Annotated in this window: 14 protein-coding genes; 5 read left to right on the plus strand and 9 right to left on the minus strand. The window is 40.5% G+C overall.

Annotated features, from left to right (window positions below; genetic code table 11):
• Positions 1-22: 22 nt before the first annotated feature.
• Complete coding sequence (locus EU510_RS16760) at positions 23-1,648, minus strand: endonuclease (protein WP_149594428.1); 1,626 nt, start codon at positions 1,646-1,648, stop codon at positions 23-25.
• Between the two features lie 303 nt (positions 1,649-1,951).
• On the opposite strand from EU510_RS16760, the gene EU510_RS16765 reads away from it, so the two are divergent.
• The 4 genes from EU510_RS16765 to EU510_RS16780 all read left to right on the plus strand — a co-directional run bounded on the left by EU510_RS16765 (position 1,952) and on the right by EU510_RS16780 (position 7,002).
• The gene (locus tag EU510_RS16765) at positions 1,952-3,766 is read left to right on the plus strand and encodes an assimilatory sulfite reductase (NADPH) flavoprotein subunit (protein WP_149594429.1); all 1,815 of its coding nucleotides are present in this window, start codon (positions 1,952-1,954) and stop codon (positions 3,764-3,766) included.
• A 60-nt stretch (positions 3,767-3,826) separates the two neighbouring features.
• The gene (cysI, locus tag EU510_RS16770) at positions 3,827-5,524 is read left to right on the plus strand and encodes an assimilatory sulfite reductase (NADPH) hemoprotein subunit (protein WP_149594430.1); all 1,698 of its coding nucleotides are present in this window, start codon (positions 3,827-3,829) and stop codon (positions 5,522-5,524) included.
• Between the two features lie 43 nt (positions 5,525-5,567).
• Positions 5,568-6,308: a phosphoadenylyl-sulfate reductase gene (locus EU510_RS16775; RefSeq protein WP_149594431.1), complete on the plus strand. Its 741-nt coding sequence runs from the start codon at positions 5,568-5,570 to the stop codon at positions 6,306-6,308.
• 145 nt (positions 6,309-6,453) lie between these two features.
• Positions 6,454-7,002 carry a DUF4124 domain-containing protein gene (locus EU510_RS16780; protein WP_149594432.1) on the plus strand — a complete coding sequence of 183 codons (549 nt, stop codon included), beginning with the start codon at positions 6,454-6,456 and terminating at the stop codon, positions 7,000-7,002.
• On the opposite strand, the gene EU510_RS16785 is transcribed toward EU510_RS16780, so the two are convergent.
• The 4 genes from EU510_RS16785 to EU510_RS16800 all read right to left on the minus strand — a co-directional run bounded on the left by EU510_RS16785 (position 7,003) and on the right by EU510_RS16800 (position 11,520).
• The gene (locus tag EU510_RS16785; protein WP_149594433.1) at positions 7,003-7,257 is read right to left on the minus strand and encodes a hypothetical protein; all 255 of its coding nucleotides are present in this window, start codon (positions 7,255-7,257) and stop codon (positions 7,003-7,005) included.
• Positions 7,258-7,656: 399 nt separating this feature from the next.
• Complete coding sequence (gene acnA, locus EU510_RS16790) at positions 7,657-10,401, minus strand: aconitate hydratase AcnA (RefSeq protein ID WP_149594434.1); 2,745 nt, start codon at positions 10,399-10,401, stop codon at positions 7,657-7,659.
• 205 nt (positions 10,402-10,606) lie between these two features.
• A complete protein-coding gene (locus EU510_RS16795) occupies positions 10,607-11,035 on the minus strand; it encodes a hypothetical protein (protein WP_149594435.1) in 429 nt (142 codons plus the stop codon).
• Positions 11,036-11,136: 101 nt separating this feature from the next.
• Positions 11,137-11,520 carry an RNA-binding S4 domain-containing protein gene (locus tag EU510_RS16800; RefSeq protein WP_149594436.1) on the minus strand — a complete coding sequence of 128 codons (384 nt, stop codon included), beginning with the start codon at positions 11,518-11,520 and terminating at the stop codon, positions 11,137-11,139.
• Between the two features lie 255 nt (positions 11,521-11,775).
• Here EU510_RS16800 and EU510_RS16805 point away from each other — a divergent pair, with 255 nt between their 5' ends.
• Complete coding sequence (locus EU510_RS16805) at positions 11,776-12,063, plus strand: hypothetical protein (RefSeq protein WP_149594437.1); 288 nt, start codon at positions 11,776-11,778, stop codon at positions 12,061-12,063.
• Positions 12,064-12,209: 146 nt separating this feature from the next.
• Here the strand turns inward: EU510_RS16805 and EU510_RS16810 are convergent, their stop codons facing one another.
• The 4 genes from EU510_RS16810 to EU510_RS16825 all read right to left on the minus strand — a co-directional run bounded on the left by EU510_RS16810 (position 12,210) and on the right by EU510_RS16825 (position 15,772).
• Positions 12,210-12,668, minus strand: coding sequence for a cyclic nucleotide-binding domain-containing protein (locus tag EU510_RS16810; RefSeq protein WP_149594438.1), 459 nt, complete (start codon positions 12,666-12,668; stop codon positions 12,210-12,212).
• A gap of 29 nt (positions 12,669-12,697) precedes the next feature.
• Positions 12,698-14,083 carry a nitrogen regulation protein NR(I) gene (ntrC, locus tag EU510_RS16815; RefSeq protein ID WP_149594439.1) on the minus strand — a complete coding sequence of 462 codons (1,386 nt, stop codon included), beginning with the start codon at positions 14,081-14,083 and terminating at the stop codon, positions 12,698-12,700.
• A 14-nt stretch (positions 14,084-14,097) separates the two neighbouring features.
• On the minus strand, positions 14,098-15,168 hold the full coding sequence (gene glnL / locus EU510_RS16820; RefSeq protein ID WP_149594440.1) for a nitrogen regulation protein NR(II): 1,071 nt from the start codon (positions 15,166-15,168) through the stop codon (positions 14,098-14,100).
• An 82-nt stretch (positions 15,169-15,250) separates the two neighbouring features.
• Positions 15,251-15,772: a DUF4124 domain-containing protein gene (locus EU510_RS16825; RefSeq protein ID WP_149594441.1), complete on the minus strand. Its 522-nt coding sequence runs from the start codon at positions 15,770-15,772 to the stop codon at positions 15,251-15,253.
• Positions 15,773-15,797: the final 25 nt, after the last annotated feature.

The following is a 15,797-nucleotide window of genomic DNA, read 5'->3' on the forward strand; positions in this document are numbered from 1 at the left end:
CTTATGTTTTAACCGCTAACTTTTACCAAATCATTTCTACAAATTCAGGGTGGTCAATATACGGATTACGATTACCTTGAAATTCAAAGGCTGCTTGGTTACGGTCAAGTTCCATTTGGCTTACAGGATCGCTGTTATGCCAGTTAAGCAGCATGGCTACAACCCAGCTTTCAAACACTTGATCGCTTGAACCATTAAGTACCGCATTGCTTGAAGTTGTTTTAGTTTGCCAAGTGCCTATTACATTTTCGTAGCGTGTTGCCATGTAAAAATAAGCGCGAGCAAAGTCACCTTTAAATTCGTCAATTGGCTCAAATACAGTACCTGAGTAATTTAATGAACTTGCGGCAGAACCTAGTTTACTTCCGTTAGTTGATGTAAATGAAGCGCTTGCTACTTCACCAAATGGGAAGTTACTACGTTTTGAGTTTACATAACCGTCGGTTGCGTAAATATGATGCACATCTGAGTTCATAGGCTCAATAGTGCCGCCAAACCAGCTTTTAGGAAATGAATGCTCACGATTATAACAGCCGCCTTCTCCACTATAGTTACCACATTGATCACTCACCGCAGCATAATTGTAGCTATCTGAGCCGTTTGGTTTCTCGCTATACATATCTAAAATACTGTTATCGTTTTCAAAGTATTTATCACGTGCGGATGAGTCGTAAAAATTCCAAATAGCTGAGTAACCCTGTGCATTATGATCTTTAATAATATTATAAAGCTCAGTTTTTAGTGCATAACCCGATAACCCTTGAGCAGTAACATAGTAGCCCGTGGGTGTTGGGTTGCTCCCGCCGCCATCACCAGAGCCACTGCCTAAAGTAAATGCCGTGCTGTCTGTACTACTAAAACTTGCACCGCTAGCAAGTGTGGTAGAGCCTTGCTTAAGCGCATAACTGCCACTACCTGTTGAACAACACATGCCGTCGCCGTAGCTGTCGTTAATAACAAGTGTGTAAATACCATCAGTTAGGCATATTTGCTCATCATACTGAGTGTTTGATGCGTAACCACTGCCGTTAGCAACAGCGCTACCTTGATTGTTATTAACGGCCCAACTAGTTTCGCTACCGTAATTATCGGTACTAAGCGTTAAAGTAAGGCTATTGTCGGTACAGCTTGTTGATGCGCTGCCATTAGCATTTGGTAAAAAGTTATCTACGTATACGATTTCGCTGCCATCAAATCCACTTACATCGTAAAACCTAAGCCCAACACTAATTGTTTTATCACTGCTTGGTGTATAGCTATGGCTAATTGTTTGCCATTGGTTAGTTTGTGCTTGATTTGAATAGCCTTGATAGCCATCTACATACAAGCGCGCTTTAATTTTACCTTCGGTGTGGTAAACATCAGCCGAAAAGTTATAGGTTTTACCTGCTTCTACAGCAACCTGTTGTAGTAAATCAGTGTTACTTTGTGATCCAGTTGTTACATTAACAGCGGCAGAGCTACTACCGCTTTTAACTGTACTAGTTGAGCGCGTTAAGCTGATTCCGCTATCAATAGTGCTCCAAGAGCTAGGTGTATTACCTGACCATTGTTCAAATCCGCCATTAGCTACATTGGCCATTACAGGTAATGAGCCAAGCAACAAAGCGGTACTAAGTAGTTTATTTTTATATTTCCCGTGTAACATGGTTGTTCCTATTTTTATTTTGAAAGTGAAATATACCCTACATCAGCTTGGTTACAAAATTGTTAATTTAAAGTGCAGTAAAAGGCAATAATATGTCTTTAATCTGTTTTTGAAGGTATTTTTATAAATTAATAACTAAATGGAATATCAAAGCAGATTCTATTCTTTTTTTATCTATGCTGAGCCCGTTATCCTACTAACTTAGAAAACCTCAACAGATACGCTCTGGATGAGGTAAAACTCATTTTTAACAATACACTAAGTGTGTTGTGTTTAATTTTCAGGGTTATGGGGAATCGATTCATGTTGTTAGGTCAACTAAATGCTGCGGCAAGCCCGCTATCGCAAGATCAAGTACAAAAGCTGCAAGGTTTAGTGGCTGAACTTAATCCAATTCAACAAGCGTGGGTAAGTGGTTACTTAGCTGCAAATGCTAATTCAGCTGCATTAGGCGCTCCTACTGCTGGCGTACCGGCTGCGGGTGATGCAGCAGCGCTAACTATTTTATATGGTTCGCAAACAGGTAACGCAAAAGGTGTAGCTACCAAAATGAAAGAGCAGGCTGAGTCGCGAGGCTTAGCAGTTAAGCTTGTTAGCATGTCAGATTACAAACCAACAGCCCTGAAAAAAGAAAAGTTTTTAACTATCGTTGTATCTACTTACGGCGAAGGTGAGCCACCAGAAGACGCAGAAACACTCTACGAATTTTTAGCCACTAAAAAAGCGCCAAAACTAGACGATGTAAAAATAGCGGTTATTGGCTTAGGTGATTCTAGCTATGAGTTTTTCTGCCAAACAGCAAAAGATTTTGAAGAACGTTTAAATAAACTCGGTGCGCAAACTATCTATCAACGTGCTGATTTAGATGTAGATTACGAAGATGAAGCCGCTACGTGGATCGCCGGTGCAATTGATGCATTTGAACCTGATTTAAAAGCGCAGCAAGAGGCCGCTGGTGGTCAAGTTGTATCAATGCCATTTGGCGCTCCAACCTCTGCAGCAAGCCAATATACAAAACAAAATCCATTTGAAGCAGAGCTATTAACAGTTCAAAAAATTACCGGTCGCGACTCAACTAAAGATGTACGCCACGTTGAAATTTCGCTTGAAGGTTCTGACATTACTTACACGCCAGGTGATTCATTAGGTGTGTACTTTTTAAATGACGATGTATTAGTTGATGAAGTACTTACACTTACTCAAATAGATGCAACAAGCATTGTAAAAGTAGGTAATGAAGAGCTAAGCGTACGCGATGCACTTATTGAAAAACTAGAGCTGACTCAGTCATACCCAGGTTTTGTAGAAAAATACGCTACAGCAACAGGTACGCCTGAATTATTAAAGCTTATAGAAGATAAAGCTGCAATGCGTGCGTATATTGAACCTCGCCAAATATTTGATGTGATTCGCCAAAACCCTGCAAAAATTGATGCGCAAACATTAGTAGATTGCCTACGTAAACTACAAGCTCGTTTGTACTCAATTGCATCTAGCCAAGCTGAGGTTGAAGACGAAGTACATTTAACACTAGGTCTAGTGCAGTTTGATGCATTTGATAGCGAGCATTTAGGTGGCTGTACTGGTTACTTAACTCGTCGTGCAGAAGAAGGTTGTAAAGTTAAAGTATTTAGCGAACACAACGACAATTTCCGCCTACCAACTAACGATGATACACCTGTGATTATGGTTGGTCCTGGTACGGGTATTGCGCCGTTCCGTGCATTTTTACAAGAACGTGATTCGCGTGAAGCGCAAGGCAAAAACTGGTTGTTTTTTGGTAACCCACATTTCACTCAAGACTTTTTATACCAAGTAGAAATACAGGGTTATTTAAAATCGGGTTTACTTAACAAAGTAGATGTTGCATTTAGCCGCGATCAAGCAGAAAAAGTATACGTACAAGATAAGTTACGCAGTAACAGTAAAGACGTGTTTGAATGGTTAGAAGCTGGCGCTCACTTTTATATTTGTGGCGATGCAAATCGCATGGCAAAAGATGTACACAACGCCTTGGTTGATATTGTTAAAGAAAACACAGGCAAGAGCAACGAAGACGCAGAGCAATATTTAAAAGATTTACGTAGCGCAAACCGCTATCAGAAAGACGTGTATTAATCACGTTTCTTATTTTATTAACAGCTAGCAGCCGTCACTGTAACAAATTTAGGATTTAAAATGAGCGAACAAGATAAAAACGTAAAACTTTCTGATAATGAACGTTTGAAAAGAGAAAGCAACTTTTTACGTGGCACCATAGAGCAAGATTTAAAAGATGAAATTACCGGTGGTTTTACTGCCGATAACTTTCAGTTAATACGTTTTCACGGTATGTACCAACAAGATGACCGCGATATACGTGGTGAGCGCGCTAAGCAAAAGCTAGAGCCGCTACATAATGTAATGTTACGTGCACGTATGCCTGGCGGTATTATTAAGCCAGAGCAGTGGTTAGCAATCGACAAGTTTGCAGATGACAAAACAAGCTACGGCAGCATTCGTTTAACTACGCGTCAAACATTTCAGTTTCATGGTGTATTAAAGCCTAATATTAAAGGTATGCACCAAATGCTTGATAGCGTAGGTATAGACTCTATTGCTACAGCGGGTGACGTTAACCGTAACGTGCTTTGTACTACTAACCCCGTTGAGTCTGAGTTACACCAAGAAGCTTACGACTGGGCTGCAAAAATTTCTGAACATTTATTACCAAAAACGAAAGCGTATGCTGAAATTTGGCTAAATGGTGAAAAGGCAGAAACCACAGAAGAGCCAATTTTAGGATCTAACTACTTACCGCGTAAATTTAAAACAACGGTAACCATTCCGCCTAATAACGAAGTTGATGTGCATGCGAATGACTTAAACTTTGTGGCAATTGCTGATAACGGCAAGCTTGTTGGTTTTAACGTATTAGTGGGCGGTGGCCTTGCCATGACGCACGGCGATACAGCAACTTATCCGCGTAAAGCAGATGACTTTGGCTTTATTACGCTAGAAGATACCTTAAAAATTGCAGAGCATGTTGTATCTGTGCAGCGCGATTGGGGTAATCGTTCAAACCGTAAAAATGCGAAAACTAAATACACATTAGATCGTGTTGGCGTTGATGTATTTAAAGCTGAAGTAGAAAAACGCTCAGGCGTTACATTTGCACCAAGCCGTCCATTTGAGTTTACTCATCGTGGCGACCGTATTGGTTGGGTTGAAGGCATTGATGGTAAGCACCACTTAACGCTATTTATTCAAAGTGGTCGTATTTTAGATTACCCAGGCAAGCCGCTTAAAACTGGTTGTCGTAAAATAGCAGAGGTTCACCAAGGTGACATGCGTATGACGGCAAACCAAAACTTAATTATTGCTGGCGTACCTGCAGATCAAAAAGCGGTAATTGAAGAAATTGCTCGTAGCCATGGCTTAATTGATGACACTGATTCGCAGCAGCGTAAAAACTCTATGGCATGTGTTTCACTGCCAACGTGCCCACTTGCAATGGCCGAAGCAGAGCGTTACTTACCACGCCTAGTAGAAAAAACTGAAGCGTTACTTGCTAAGCACGGTATACCAGATGACAGCATTATTATGCGCGTTGTAGGTTGCCCTAACGGTTGTGGCCGCGCAATGCTTGCAGAAGCTGGTTTAGTGGGTAAAGGCCCTGGTAAGTACAACGTTTACCTAGGTGGTAATTTAGAGGGTACACGTATTCCTAAATTGTACCTTGAGAACGTAGGCGAAGACGTTTACCTAGAGGCATTCGATAAGCTCATTGGGCAATGGGCAAAAGAGCGTAACGATGGTGAGTGTTTTGGTGACTTTGTTATACGCAAAGGCATAGTTACTGAAGTAAAAGTATCAGTAACCGATTTTCACGCTTAATTAAATACCAGCGCTTTGGCGCTGGTGAGGTTTGGAATTTACCATGAGTGAATTTAAAAACATTTTACAGCTAGATAAACAAAGCCAGGCGGCTATGTTAGCTGATGCTAATGGTTTGCTAGCGAATATGAGCGCTGAGGAGCGTGTTGCATGGGCGCTTGATAACTTGCCTAATACGGCTTTTTTATCATCTAGCTTTGGTATTCAAGCGGCAGTAATGCTGCATTTAATGACCTCACAACGCCCAGATATACCAGTAGTTTTAACCGATACAGGCTATTTATTTCCTGAAACGTATCAGTTTATTGAACAAATGAGCGAGCGTTTATCACTAAACTTAAAAGTGTATAGATCGCAGTTAAGCCCAGCTTGGCAAGAAGCTAAGTTTGGTAAGTTGTGGGAGCAAGGCGAGGACGGCATTAAGCAATATAACCAGCTTAATAAAGTTGAACCGATGACCCGCGCACTTAAAGAGATAGAAGCGGGCACGTGGTTTAGTGGTTTGCGTCGCGATCAATCATCTACACGTGCTGATAAACAGTTTGTAGAAATAAGCCGTGGTACCGTAAAAGTGTACCCGATTATTGAATGGTCTAACCGCGATGTGTATCAATACCTGACTAAGCACCATTTACCTTACCACCCATTATGGGAGCAAGGTTATGTGTCGATGGGTGACGTACATACAACACGTAAGTTAGAACCAGGAATGACAGAGGAAGAAACTCGCTTTTTTGGTTTAAACCGAGAATGTGGACTGCACATGGATGGTGACGGTATTTAACGTCACTACGGTGTAGTTAAATCGCAAATAAAGACGCAGCTTCGGCTGCGTTTTTATTTTCTTTTATTAGAGTACAAAAAATTGCCTAATTAAGTGTTTTTTATTAGACTCAAGGCATTAAAGGATTAATTAAAGCAGGAACGCTATGAAATATTTTACCTACTTAGCTATATCAATCATGGCTATTGCAGTCATCTCTTTGTTTTATTTAAAAAAGCCCGATGGTCAAACATGGCTTTCTGCATCATCAATTAGCAGTGAATCTCAGCAAATTAAAGAAAAAATGGTCGCGCTATCTAGCAATACTTTGGACCAAGCAGTGCAGGGCGTTAAGCAAGCTGGCGATAAAATTGCGAGCAGTATTTCTGATGAACCAATGCCTGAAAGCACTACCTCAAGCAGCAAAATTTTTAAGTGGCAAGACGAAACAGGACAATGGCACTTTTCTGATACACCTAACCCGCATGCAAAAAGTATTGAAGTAAAACTCGATCCTAAAGATATTACTGTTATTGCTGCAGAAGACACGTCTATTTTAAATACCTCTTCAACTCCAAATACAATGTCGGCAGCACCTGCGGAGATCAGTATTTTGAACCCAGATTCGGTTAAAAAGCTATTTAATGACGCCGAAAATGTAAAAGACAAACTAGAAAAACGTAATAAAGAAATTAATAATTTAAGTGCACTTTAATTATTTAGAGTGAATGCTTTTATGGTTTTTTGAATAACGTTTTTCGGCTTCCATTAACAGTATGGTTAAATATATTTTAGTGGGAAGCGACAGCAGCACGCCTACAGCAATACATGCTGCCGCTGTAATTATTCCTTTAATACCATGATTAACAGTGAAATAGCTCGACACAATTAAAGAGTGGCCAGTCACAATAAGGCATAATCCAAGCACTATTGATGTTTTAAGCAGCCTAATTATCATTGTTTGCGACATAGTTACCTCACTAAGAGTAGCCCTAGGGCCTGTTTATCTTTCGAGGTTAAATTTGCAGCAGTGTGTTTGGTATTTAGGCAAGGCAGAGCCTATGTAGTGTGGTTATTCCCCATGAATAGGCGATAACGTGGAATAAATGCCAAACATGCGCTGCCCGAAGGGTTCTGCCTAGGGGCTATTTATTCTTTGATGCTCGGTTTTTACTTAGCCCACTAGGTTACAAACCTCACGCCGCGATTAAATAGCCCCTAGGTTGAACAAATTTTAATCCTGAAAGGTCAACAGGCCCTAGTGTAGGCAGGCTTTAAATATTCGACATTGATTTGAAACAACAAACAGGCCACATAAAAAAGCCCAGCTTAGTAGCTGGGCTTTTAAATGCACTAATTACAGCGCGTATTAATCAAGCATATTACGTAGTACATATTGTAAAATACCGCCGTGTTTGTAGTAATCCCACTCTTTAGGGGTATCAATACGTACATCAGCACTCAAGGTTACTTTTTTACCTTCGGCATTGGTTGCAATAACGGTTACTTCATCGGTTTTATCGTACAGGCCATCAATATCAAATTGTTCTTGCCCTGTTAACCCGTGTGACTCGTAGCTTTCACCTTCTTTAAATTGCAGAGGTAATACACCCATACCAATTAAGTTAGAACGGTGAATACGCTCATAGCTTTGTGCTACAACGGCTTTTACACCAAGTAATAATGAGCCTTTAGCCGCCCAGTCACGAGATGAACCTGTACCGTACTCTTTACCCGCTAAAATAATGAGTGGAGTATTATTTTTTTGATACTCCATAGCAGCATCGTAAATGCTTGCTAAATCGTTTCCTGGTTGCGTACGTGTTACGCCGCCTTCAGTACCAGGGGCAAGTAAGTTTTTAAGACGCACATTAGCAAACGTGCCACGCATCATTACTTCGTGATTACCACGGCGTGAACCGTACGAGTTAAATTGCGCTTTATCTACGCCGTTTTCTTGCAAGTATAAACCTGCTGGCGCTTCTGCTTTAATGGCCCCCGCAGGAGAAATATGGTCAGTGGTTACTGAGTCCCCAAGTTTAGCTAAACAACGTGCGCCTTCAATTGTAGGGATGCCCGGTGGTTCTACTTTCATACCATCAAAAAATGGTGCTTTTTTAATGTAGGTAGATGCGTCATCCCAATCGTAAAGTTTGCCATCTGGTATTTTAATTTGCTGCCAGCGGCTATCGCCTTCGTAAACGTTAGCGTAGCTTTTTTCAAACATTTCTTTCGTTACGGTTTCTTTAACTAAGTCACTTACTTCTTTAACGCTTGGCCAAATGTTTTTAAGGTAAATATCGTTACCGTTAGCATCTTGCGCAAGGGGTTCGTTGTATACGTCAATATCGGTTCTGCCTGCAATGGCATAGGCTACAACAAGTGGAGGGGATGCTAAAAAGTTCATTTTAACATCTTGGTGAATACGCCCTTCAAAGTTACGGTTACCCGATAAAATAGAGCTCACTACTAATTTATGCTTTTGAATCGCATCTGATATCTCAGTCGCTAGTGGCCCTGAGTTACCAATACAGGTAGTACAGCCGTAGCCAACTAAGTTAAAACCTAAGCTTTCTAAGTCATCCATTAGGCCTGCTTTTTCCAGGTAGTCGGTAACTACTTTTGAGCCTGGAGCAAGTGATGTTTTAACCCAAGGTTTTACATTAATGCCTAACTGTTTCGCTTTTTTAGCAACCAAACCTGCGGCTAAAATTACACTCGGGTTCGAGGTGTTGGTACAGCTGGTAATCGCGGCAATAACACAAGCGCCATCGTTTAGCTCAAACTCTTGGCCTTTAAATTTAACCTTAGCGGCACCCATAAACTGCGCTTCGTTAACTGGTTCGTCTGGATTTGTTGCTGGGCCTTCACTTTCAATACGAGCTTGTTCTTCATCGCTTTTATCGCGACGAGCCATACGCTCATCCTGAAAGCCTTTTAAATGATCGCCAATAACTTTGCCAGCTTCGTTTAGGGCAATTCTATCTTGTGGACGTTTAGGGCCTGCAAGGCTCGGTACAACATCATCTAATTTAAGTTCAAGTGTATCGGTGTAGCTAGCTTCGTCACCATCGTTACGCCATAAGCCTTGATGCTTAGCATAATCTTCAATTACTTTTAGCTGCTTTTCGTCGCGGTTTGTTAAGCGAAGGTAGTTAATGGTTTCATCATCAATTGGGAAAATACCACATGTAGCACCGTACTCTGGTGCCATATTCGCTATGGTAGCTCTGTCTGCAAGTGGTAGGTCGGCAAGGCCGTCACCATAAAATTCTACAAATTTACCCACTACGCCATGATTACGCAGTATTTCGGTTACTGTTAACACTAAATCGGTTGCGGTAGTACCTTCAGGTAAACGTCCACTTAGCTTCATACCCACTACTTGTGGAATGAGTAAGCTAATTGGCTGACCAAGCATGGCTGCTTCAGCTTCAATGCCGCCTACCCCCCAACCAAGCACACCTAAGCCATTAATCATGGTGGTGTGAGAGTCAGTCCCTACAAGCGTATCTGGGTAAGCGAATTTTTTGCCGTCGCGCTCTTCATTAAAAACAACGCGCGCTAAGTATTCTAGGTTTACTTGGTGAACAATACCGGTTGCTGGTGGCACTACTTTTAAATTATCAAAAGCGGTTTGTCCCCAACGTAAAAACTCGTAACGTTCTTTATTTCGGTCGTATTCAAGTTTTGCATTTAAATCAAATGCACCATCGTCTCCGTAGCCATCTACTTGCACCGAATGGTCAATAACAAGTTCAGCAGGCGATAACGGGTTTATTTTTGCAGGATCCCCACCTAGCTTTTCCATTGCGTCACGCATCGCGGCTAAATCTACAATAGCGGGTACGCCGGTAAAATCTTGCATAACTACACGGGCGGGGGTAAAGGCAACTTCAGATGCAGGCTTTGCTTGAGGATCCCAATTAAGGAGGGCTTGAATGTCTTGTTCTTTAATATTTGCGCCGTCTTCGTTACGAAGAAGGTTTTCAAGTAATACTTTTAAGGAGAAGGGCAATCGTTTCGCTTTGTCGCCAAGTCCTTTTAGAGAATGAATATGATATTGCTCACCATTTATTGTGAGCTGATGTTGGGTATCGAAACTATTATTCATTATTTGCCCCTTTATGAATTATAAAAATATTTTGAAGAGTGACCTCTGTAGTGTTCGAGTTGCAAAGTACATACCAGTGTAAAAAATCGTGTTTAGAGAACGAATTTTATACAGTTATTATAGTAGAGATGATGCTGAAAAATTTAATTTCAAGAGATGATTTAAAAGAAGAGATAGGGTCAAAAGTTATTTCGACCCTTATTAATTACTGTAACCAACCTTGTTGCTTACCTTTAATACTCAAGCAAAGTAAAGCGATGGCAATAATGATTACAAAAATAGGCATAAATACAGCACTTGCGCCAAGTAGCTCAATACTGTTTATGACCACAAAATTATAATATTGCTGAATTAAAATAGCGCCGAGCGATAGCGCAAAAGTAGGTGTTGCCAGCACGTTTTTAGCAAGTAAAAACAGACAACCCAAAGTGCTTCCAAATACAGCTACAGCAAATGCAATGGTGGACCAAAGAGGGGTGTTAGAGTAGGCAGCTTGTTGATCTAAGGGAAGTTTACTTATCATTTCGGGTGTCATCATCATGTGCATAGCAAATGCAATAACGCCAAGTAAGTTCCATACGAGTGCCGCCCATACAACGGGTTTAAACCAATTTTTAGGTGTGTTTACAGACATTTTATAACCTTGTTTTTATTATTATTGACGAGGTTATTAAAGAGTAAAAAGGCCAACTATACAAGTTGGCCTTTTTATATAAAAAGAGGGCTTTTAAATGTTTAACCAAATGAAATAGGACGACGACCTGTTTTATCATCTACTTTTGGTTTTTTAGTTCGCTTACGCTTACTTTTAGCTGGTTGATTAGTTGGTTGTGGTGCAGCTTTCTTTGACTCTGCTTGAGTTTGTGCCGCAGGTTTTTCTACAGGAATTGCATCTTCACTTAGTGACAGTTTAAAAAACTCGCCATCAAACTCTAGTACATCACCACTGTATAATTTTTTCCGTTTAATTGTACAAATTTCATGGTTAACACCCACATAGCCTTCAGTAATTAGGTTTTTAGCTTGGCCGCCACCTTCAACTAAGTTTAGTACTTTTAATAATTTACAGAGCTCAATCGGCTCTTCTTCTAATTCTATTTCTATGTATTCTTCGTTCATATTTGCTCTCGGTGGGGTAACGCACAGGCTTTAGTATAAAGGCTTACAGCGACTTTTGCACCAAAGCAAGTAACTTTAGCTAGTTGCAATACATAATTAGTTATGAAAGTTTTTAGGTATTTTATCTGTCTTTAAAAAAACTGAAGCAATTAAAAGTTAAGCTTCGTTGCAATCTTTTTTACGTATGGCTCGCTAATTGCTAAAACTCTGGCGGATTAATCAATGTGTAATGAATACATATAAACGGAGTAGAAAATGGGCGTAAGATTAGCAATGAAAAAAGAGCTAATGGGCTTAGATAATTCAGACATGTTGACCGCAGATGATGTTAGGTCACATCTTACTAATCAAGTAAAAGAGCAAAAGGAAAGTGCTGAACGTGGTTTTTCTGTGATTTCAAAATTTAACGATCACCATAGCCGCTTAGTGAGTGGCGATATGAAAAAAAAATCGGTACTTGAATTTCAACGTCATCGTTTATTTAAAGAAGTTTTATACACTCGTAAAAGTGTTGATGCGTGGTTAAATAGCCAAATTAGCTGATTTGCTATTTATCAAAAATATAGTTTTAGTGTGCTTAGCCATTTTATTAAGTACGTGTCAGTAACGCAACTGCGTATATTTATACATAAACGTTGAGTGCAACTCAAAAGTAGCAGCTAGAATCAGCTTGGGGATATAAACGGTCTCTAACCATGGTTTTCTATATGCTCGCTTAATTTGGCAATGCGAAGGCTCATACCCTCAATAATTCGGTCTTTAATTTTTTCGCGGATTACATTAGGTAAGCGGGTGAGTGCTTCAGGGGTAATGGCAAGTACTATGGTGTCGGTTTTAGCGCGAGCACTGGTGCTGCGTTCTCGGTTATTTATAAAGGCACCTTCACCTATAAATTCACCGGGCTCAATAGTGCCAAGTTCTAGCAAGTGGTTATGCTTAAATACTAATAATGCACCGCTAAGTACAATGTACAAGCGCTTGTCGTTATCGTATTGCTTAAATAAAAATTGATGCTGACTTACTAAATATAACAGGCCGAACGACTCTAATAAGACTTGGCGCTCGCTGAGCGTAAATTCTTTAAAAAAGTGCAGCCTGTTTATAATTTCCATTTGTTTGAATAATGGAATATGTTCGATTAGCTTCATCAATAACCAAATGTGTTAAAAGCGTTTAATCAGCTAATATTGCGCTCTTTTAATTTTCGGGTCAACGTGTTGCGTCCCCAACCAATTTTTATGGCTGCATCTTGCTTATGACCAGAGCAATTAGCCAGTGCCGTTTTTATTAAGCGAGTTTCTAGTTGAGCTTGAATGTCAGGCCAAATATTTTCTTTGCCTTGTTTTAGCTCTTGATTAAGCCATTGCTGAAACGCATCTAACCAATCACCTTCTTCTTGGGTTGGTGTAGCATCTAGAATCTCCGGCGGTAAATCTTGCTCGCTTACAAGTTCACCTGGTGCCATAACTGTCAGCCAGCGACACGTGTTTTCTAGTTGGCGTACATTGCCTGGCCAATTAAATAAGCGTAATTGATCAGTCGCTTTAGGGCTCAGTACTTTGCTTTCTACTTGTAGCTCTTTAGCGCTTTTATGTAAAAAGTGTTGCGATAAGCTTTCTATATCTTCAGTACGCTCTCGAAGTGCAGGTAAGCGAAGGCGCACTACATTTAGACGATGAAATAAATCATCCCTAAACTTGCCTTGTTTAACTAAATCTTCAAGGTTTTGGTGCGTAGCTGCAATAATACGCACATCTACTTTTATACTTTGATGGCCACCAACGCGATAAAACTCACCATCGGCAAGTACGCGTAATAAACGTGTTTGCACATCAAGTGGCATATCACCAATTTCATCTAAAAATAGTGTACCGCCATTGGCTTGCTCAAAGCGGCCTTTACGTACGCTATCGGCGCCTGTAAACGCGCCTTTTTCGTGGCCAAATAACTCTGACTCAACAAGCTCTTTTGGAATGGCCGCCATGTTAAGTGCAATAAATTGATTTTCTTTACGTGGGCTATGATTGTGCAGGGCGCTGGCGACAAGTTCTTTACCTGTGCCAGATTCGCCATTTATTAATACGCTCATGCTAGAGGCCGATAGTTTACCTATCGCTCTAAACACTTCTTGCATAGCGGGTGCTTCACCAATTATGTGCGCACTTTTTGGTGGTGTTTGCTTTCGCTTAGTTTTTTTAGTGGAGTTTGCTCTGCATGCGCTTTCGACTAGCGCCACTGCTTCGTTTAAATCAAACGGCTTAGCTAGGTATTCAAAAGCACCTTTTTGGAATGCATTAACTGCAGAGTCCAAATCTGAGTGGGCAGTCATTATAATAACTGGCAGCCCAGGGTTTTGCTCTGCAATAAGTTCAAGCAAAGCCATACCGTCCATACCAGGCATTCGTACGTCCGAAACTAAAACAGTAGGTTGACTAAATTTTAATGAGCTTAATACATCTTGCGCATTAGCAAAGCTTTCTGCGTTAAACCCTGCACGGGTTAGTGCTTTTTCAAGTACAAATCGAATAGAAGCATCATCATCTACAAGCCAAACTGTTTTCATGCAAACTCCAAACATTAATCTGCAAAGGGCAGATAGATATTAAATTCAGTATGTCCAGGCCAGCTATCACACTCTATATAGCCATTATGTTGATCTATCAGCGTTTGCGCTATCGAGAGTCCTAACCCTGAGCCATCTTCTTTATTGGTGATCATAGGGTAGAACAGTGTTTCACGTACACTGGGATCAATACCTGGTCCGTTATCAGATATTTGGATCAACAAGGCTTTTTTAGGTGCTTTACCTGGGCGACGATGTTGATGATTAATGCGGGTTTTTATTGTTATTTCACCGCCATCTACAAGCGCCTGCTGAGCATTTCGAACAATGTTTAATACTACTTGCTGAATTTTACCTTGATCAATGTATACATCAGGAATGCTTGGGTCGTAATCCTTAACCAAGCTAATGTTAGAACAATTATCTAACGTACTTAGTCGTGCAACCGATTCAAGTGATTGATGTATATTGCCATACGATTTTTGCGGAAGCTGATTTGGCCCCAAAAGCCTATCTACTAATTCGCGTAATCGGTCAGCTTGCTCAATGATAAGTTCAGCACATTGGTCTCTTTCTTGTTGATCAACCTCATACTGCAATAACTGCGCCGCTCCGCGAATTCCACCTAAAGGATTTTTAATTTCGTGAGCTAAACCTCTAATTAGATTTCGGGCTGCTTGATATTGATGCATTTGATTAGACGCTTGGTCGTGCTTAATTTCGTCATCAGTTTGGCGCCACTCAAATAAAATATAAAGTGAGCCATCAAACTTTATTTGTCGTGTACTTACGGCTACTTTTGCATGGCGAGAATCGCTAAAAACCACGTCAGCTCTGTGTTGCTGGCAATCTACGCCTTCAACTAATGAGTATTGTTCTATACGCTGCAAGTCGATTGAATGGTAATTAAAAAGACTATCGAAAGGTTGATCTAATAGGCGTTTGTTACCAAGGCCAAGCAGTTCGCTAGTACTGGTATTGGCATAGACAACGGTGAAGTTTTTATCAAGCAACATGATAGCGGTTGTTTGATTTTGCCAAATAGCATCGAGTAGCTCAGGGCTAAAGTTTTTATTATTAATCATAGTTGCACCATTTTAGTGCGTGGATATTTACAAGCAAGTTATATAGTAAAATATACTGCTGCACGTTTAGTAATGCCCCAATTTAGTTACTTAGGGTTAGCCCTTTTCGGTGCATAAAAAATATGCAGGGCTCACTTATAGCAATAACTTGGCTTTTACTATTAAAAAGCTTTAATTGTAGTGTGTGCTCACCACGTTCTACATCTCTTATTGCAAAGGTTGAACTGTCACTGGCTAGGCCATGTGCTTTGCCATCAATAAAGAGTTGTATAGTAAAACCAGTTTCAAAGCGTGGTTTTATTCGGCTAGTAACATAAACAGTGCCGGTATTTTCACGAATAGTCTGGTTGTGTTCAGGTGAGGAAATGGCAATGCTAAAGCCCGCTTGTTGAGGCTGGGGTTGCTCGTCAAAAATGTCAGTATTTGTTGCAGGCATATTAAGATCTTGGCTGGTAAGCTTTACCTCTTTAGCACCTTTATGAGGGGTATCAGAGAACACTAATACGCCATTTTTATCTTTCCAGGCGTATATCTTTGTTTCACCAGCGTAACCATAATTGCTTAATCCTAAAGCAATTAATAGTAATAAAATCTTGTTGTTCACTCTGCAGCCCTGCATTTTTGTCGGT

Source organism: Pseudoalteromonas sp. FUC4 (genome assembly GCF_008370255.1).
Lineage (GTDB): Bacteria > Pseudomonadota > Gammaproteobacteria > Enterobacterales > Alteromonadaceae > Pseudoalteromonas.

Coding starts and splice junctions, on each gene's coding strand:
- EU510_RS16795 (WP_149594435.1), bottom strand. CDS start 11,035: ATGTCTGTAAACACACCTAAAAATTGGTTTAAACCCGTTGTATGGGCG.
- EU510_RS16775 (WP_149594431.1), top strand. CDS start 5,568: ATGAGTGAATTTAAAAACATTTTACAGCTAGATAAACAAAGCCAGGCG.
- cysI (WP_149594430.1), top strand. CDS start 3,827: ATGAGCGAACAAGATAAAAACGTAAAACTTTCTGATAATGAACGTTTG.
- EU510_RS16765 (WP_149594429.1), top strand. CDS start 1,952: ATGTTGTTAGGTCAACTAAATGCTGCGGCAAGCCCGCTATCGCAAGAT.
- EU510_RS16800 (WP_149594436.1), bottom strand. CDS start 11,520: ATGAACGAAGAATACATAGAAATAGAATTAGAAGAAGAGCCGATTGAG.
- acnA (WP_149594434.1), bottom strand. CDS start 10,401: ATGAATAATAGTTTCGATACCCAACATCAGCTCACAATAAATGGTGAG.
- ntrC (WP_149594439.1), bottom strand. CDS start 14,083: ATGAAAACAGTTTGGCTTGTAGATGATGATGCTTCTATTCGATTTGTA.
- EU510_RS16810 (WP_149594438.1), bottom strand. CDS start 12,668: ATGAAGCTAATCGAACATATTCCATTATTCAAACAAATGGAAATTATA.
- EU510_RS16805 (WP_149594437.1), top strand. CDS start 11,776: ATGGGCGTAAGATTAGCAATGAAAAAAGAGCTAATGGGCTTAGATAAT.
- glnL (WP_149594440.1), bottom strand. CDS start 15,168: ATGATTAATAATAAAAACTTTAGCCCTGAGCTACTCGATGCTATTTGG.
- EU510_RS16760 (WP_149594428.1), bottom strand. CDS start 1,648: ATGTTACACGGGAAATATAAAAATAAACTACTTAGTACCGCTTTGTTG.
- EU510_RS16785 (WP_149594433.1), bottom strand. CDS start 7,257: ATGTCGCAAACAATGATAATTAGGCTGCTTAAAACATCAATAGTGCTT.
- EU510_RS16780 (WP_149594432.1), top strand. CDS start 6,454: ATGAAATATTTTACCTACTTAGCTATATCAATCATGGCTATTGCAGTC.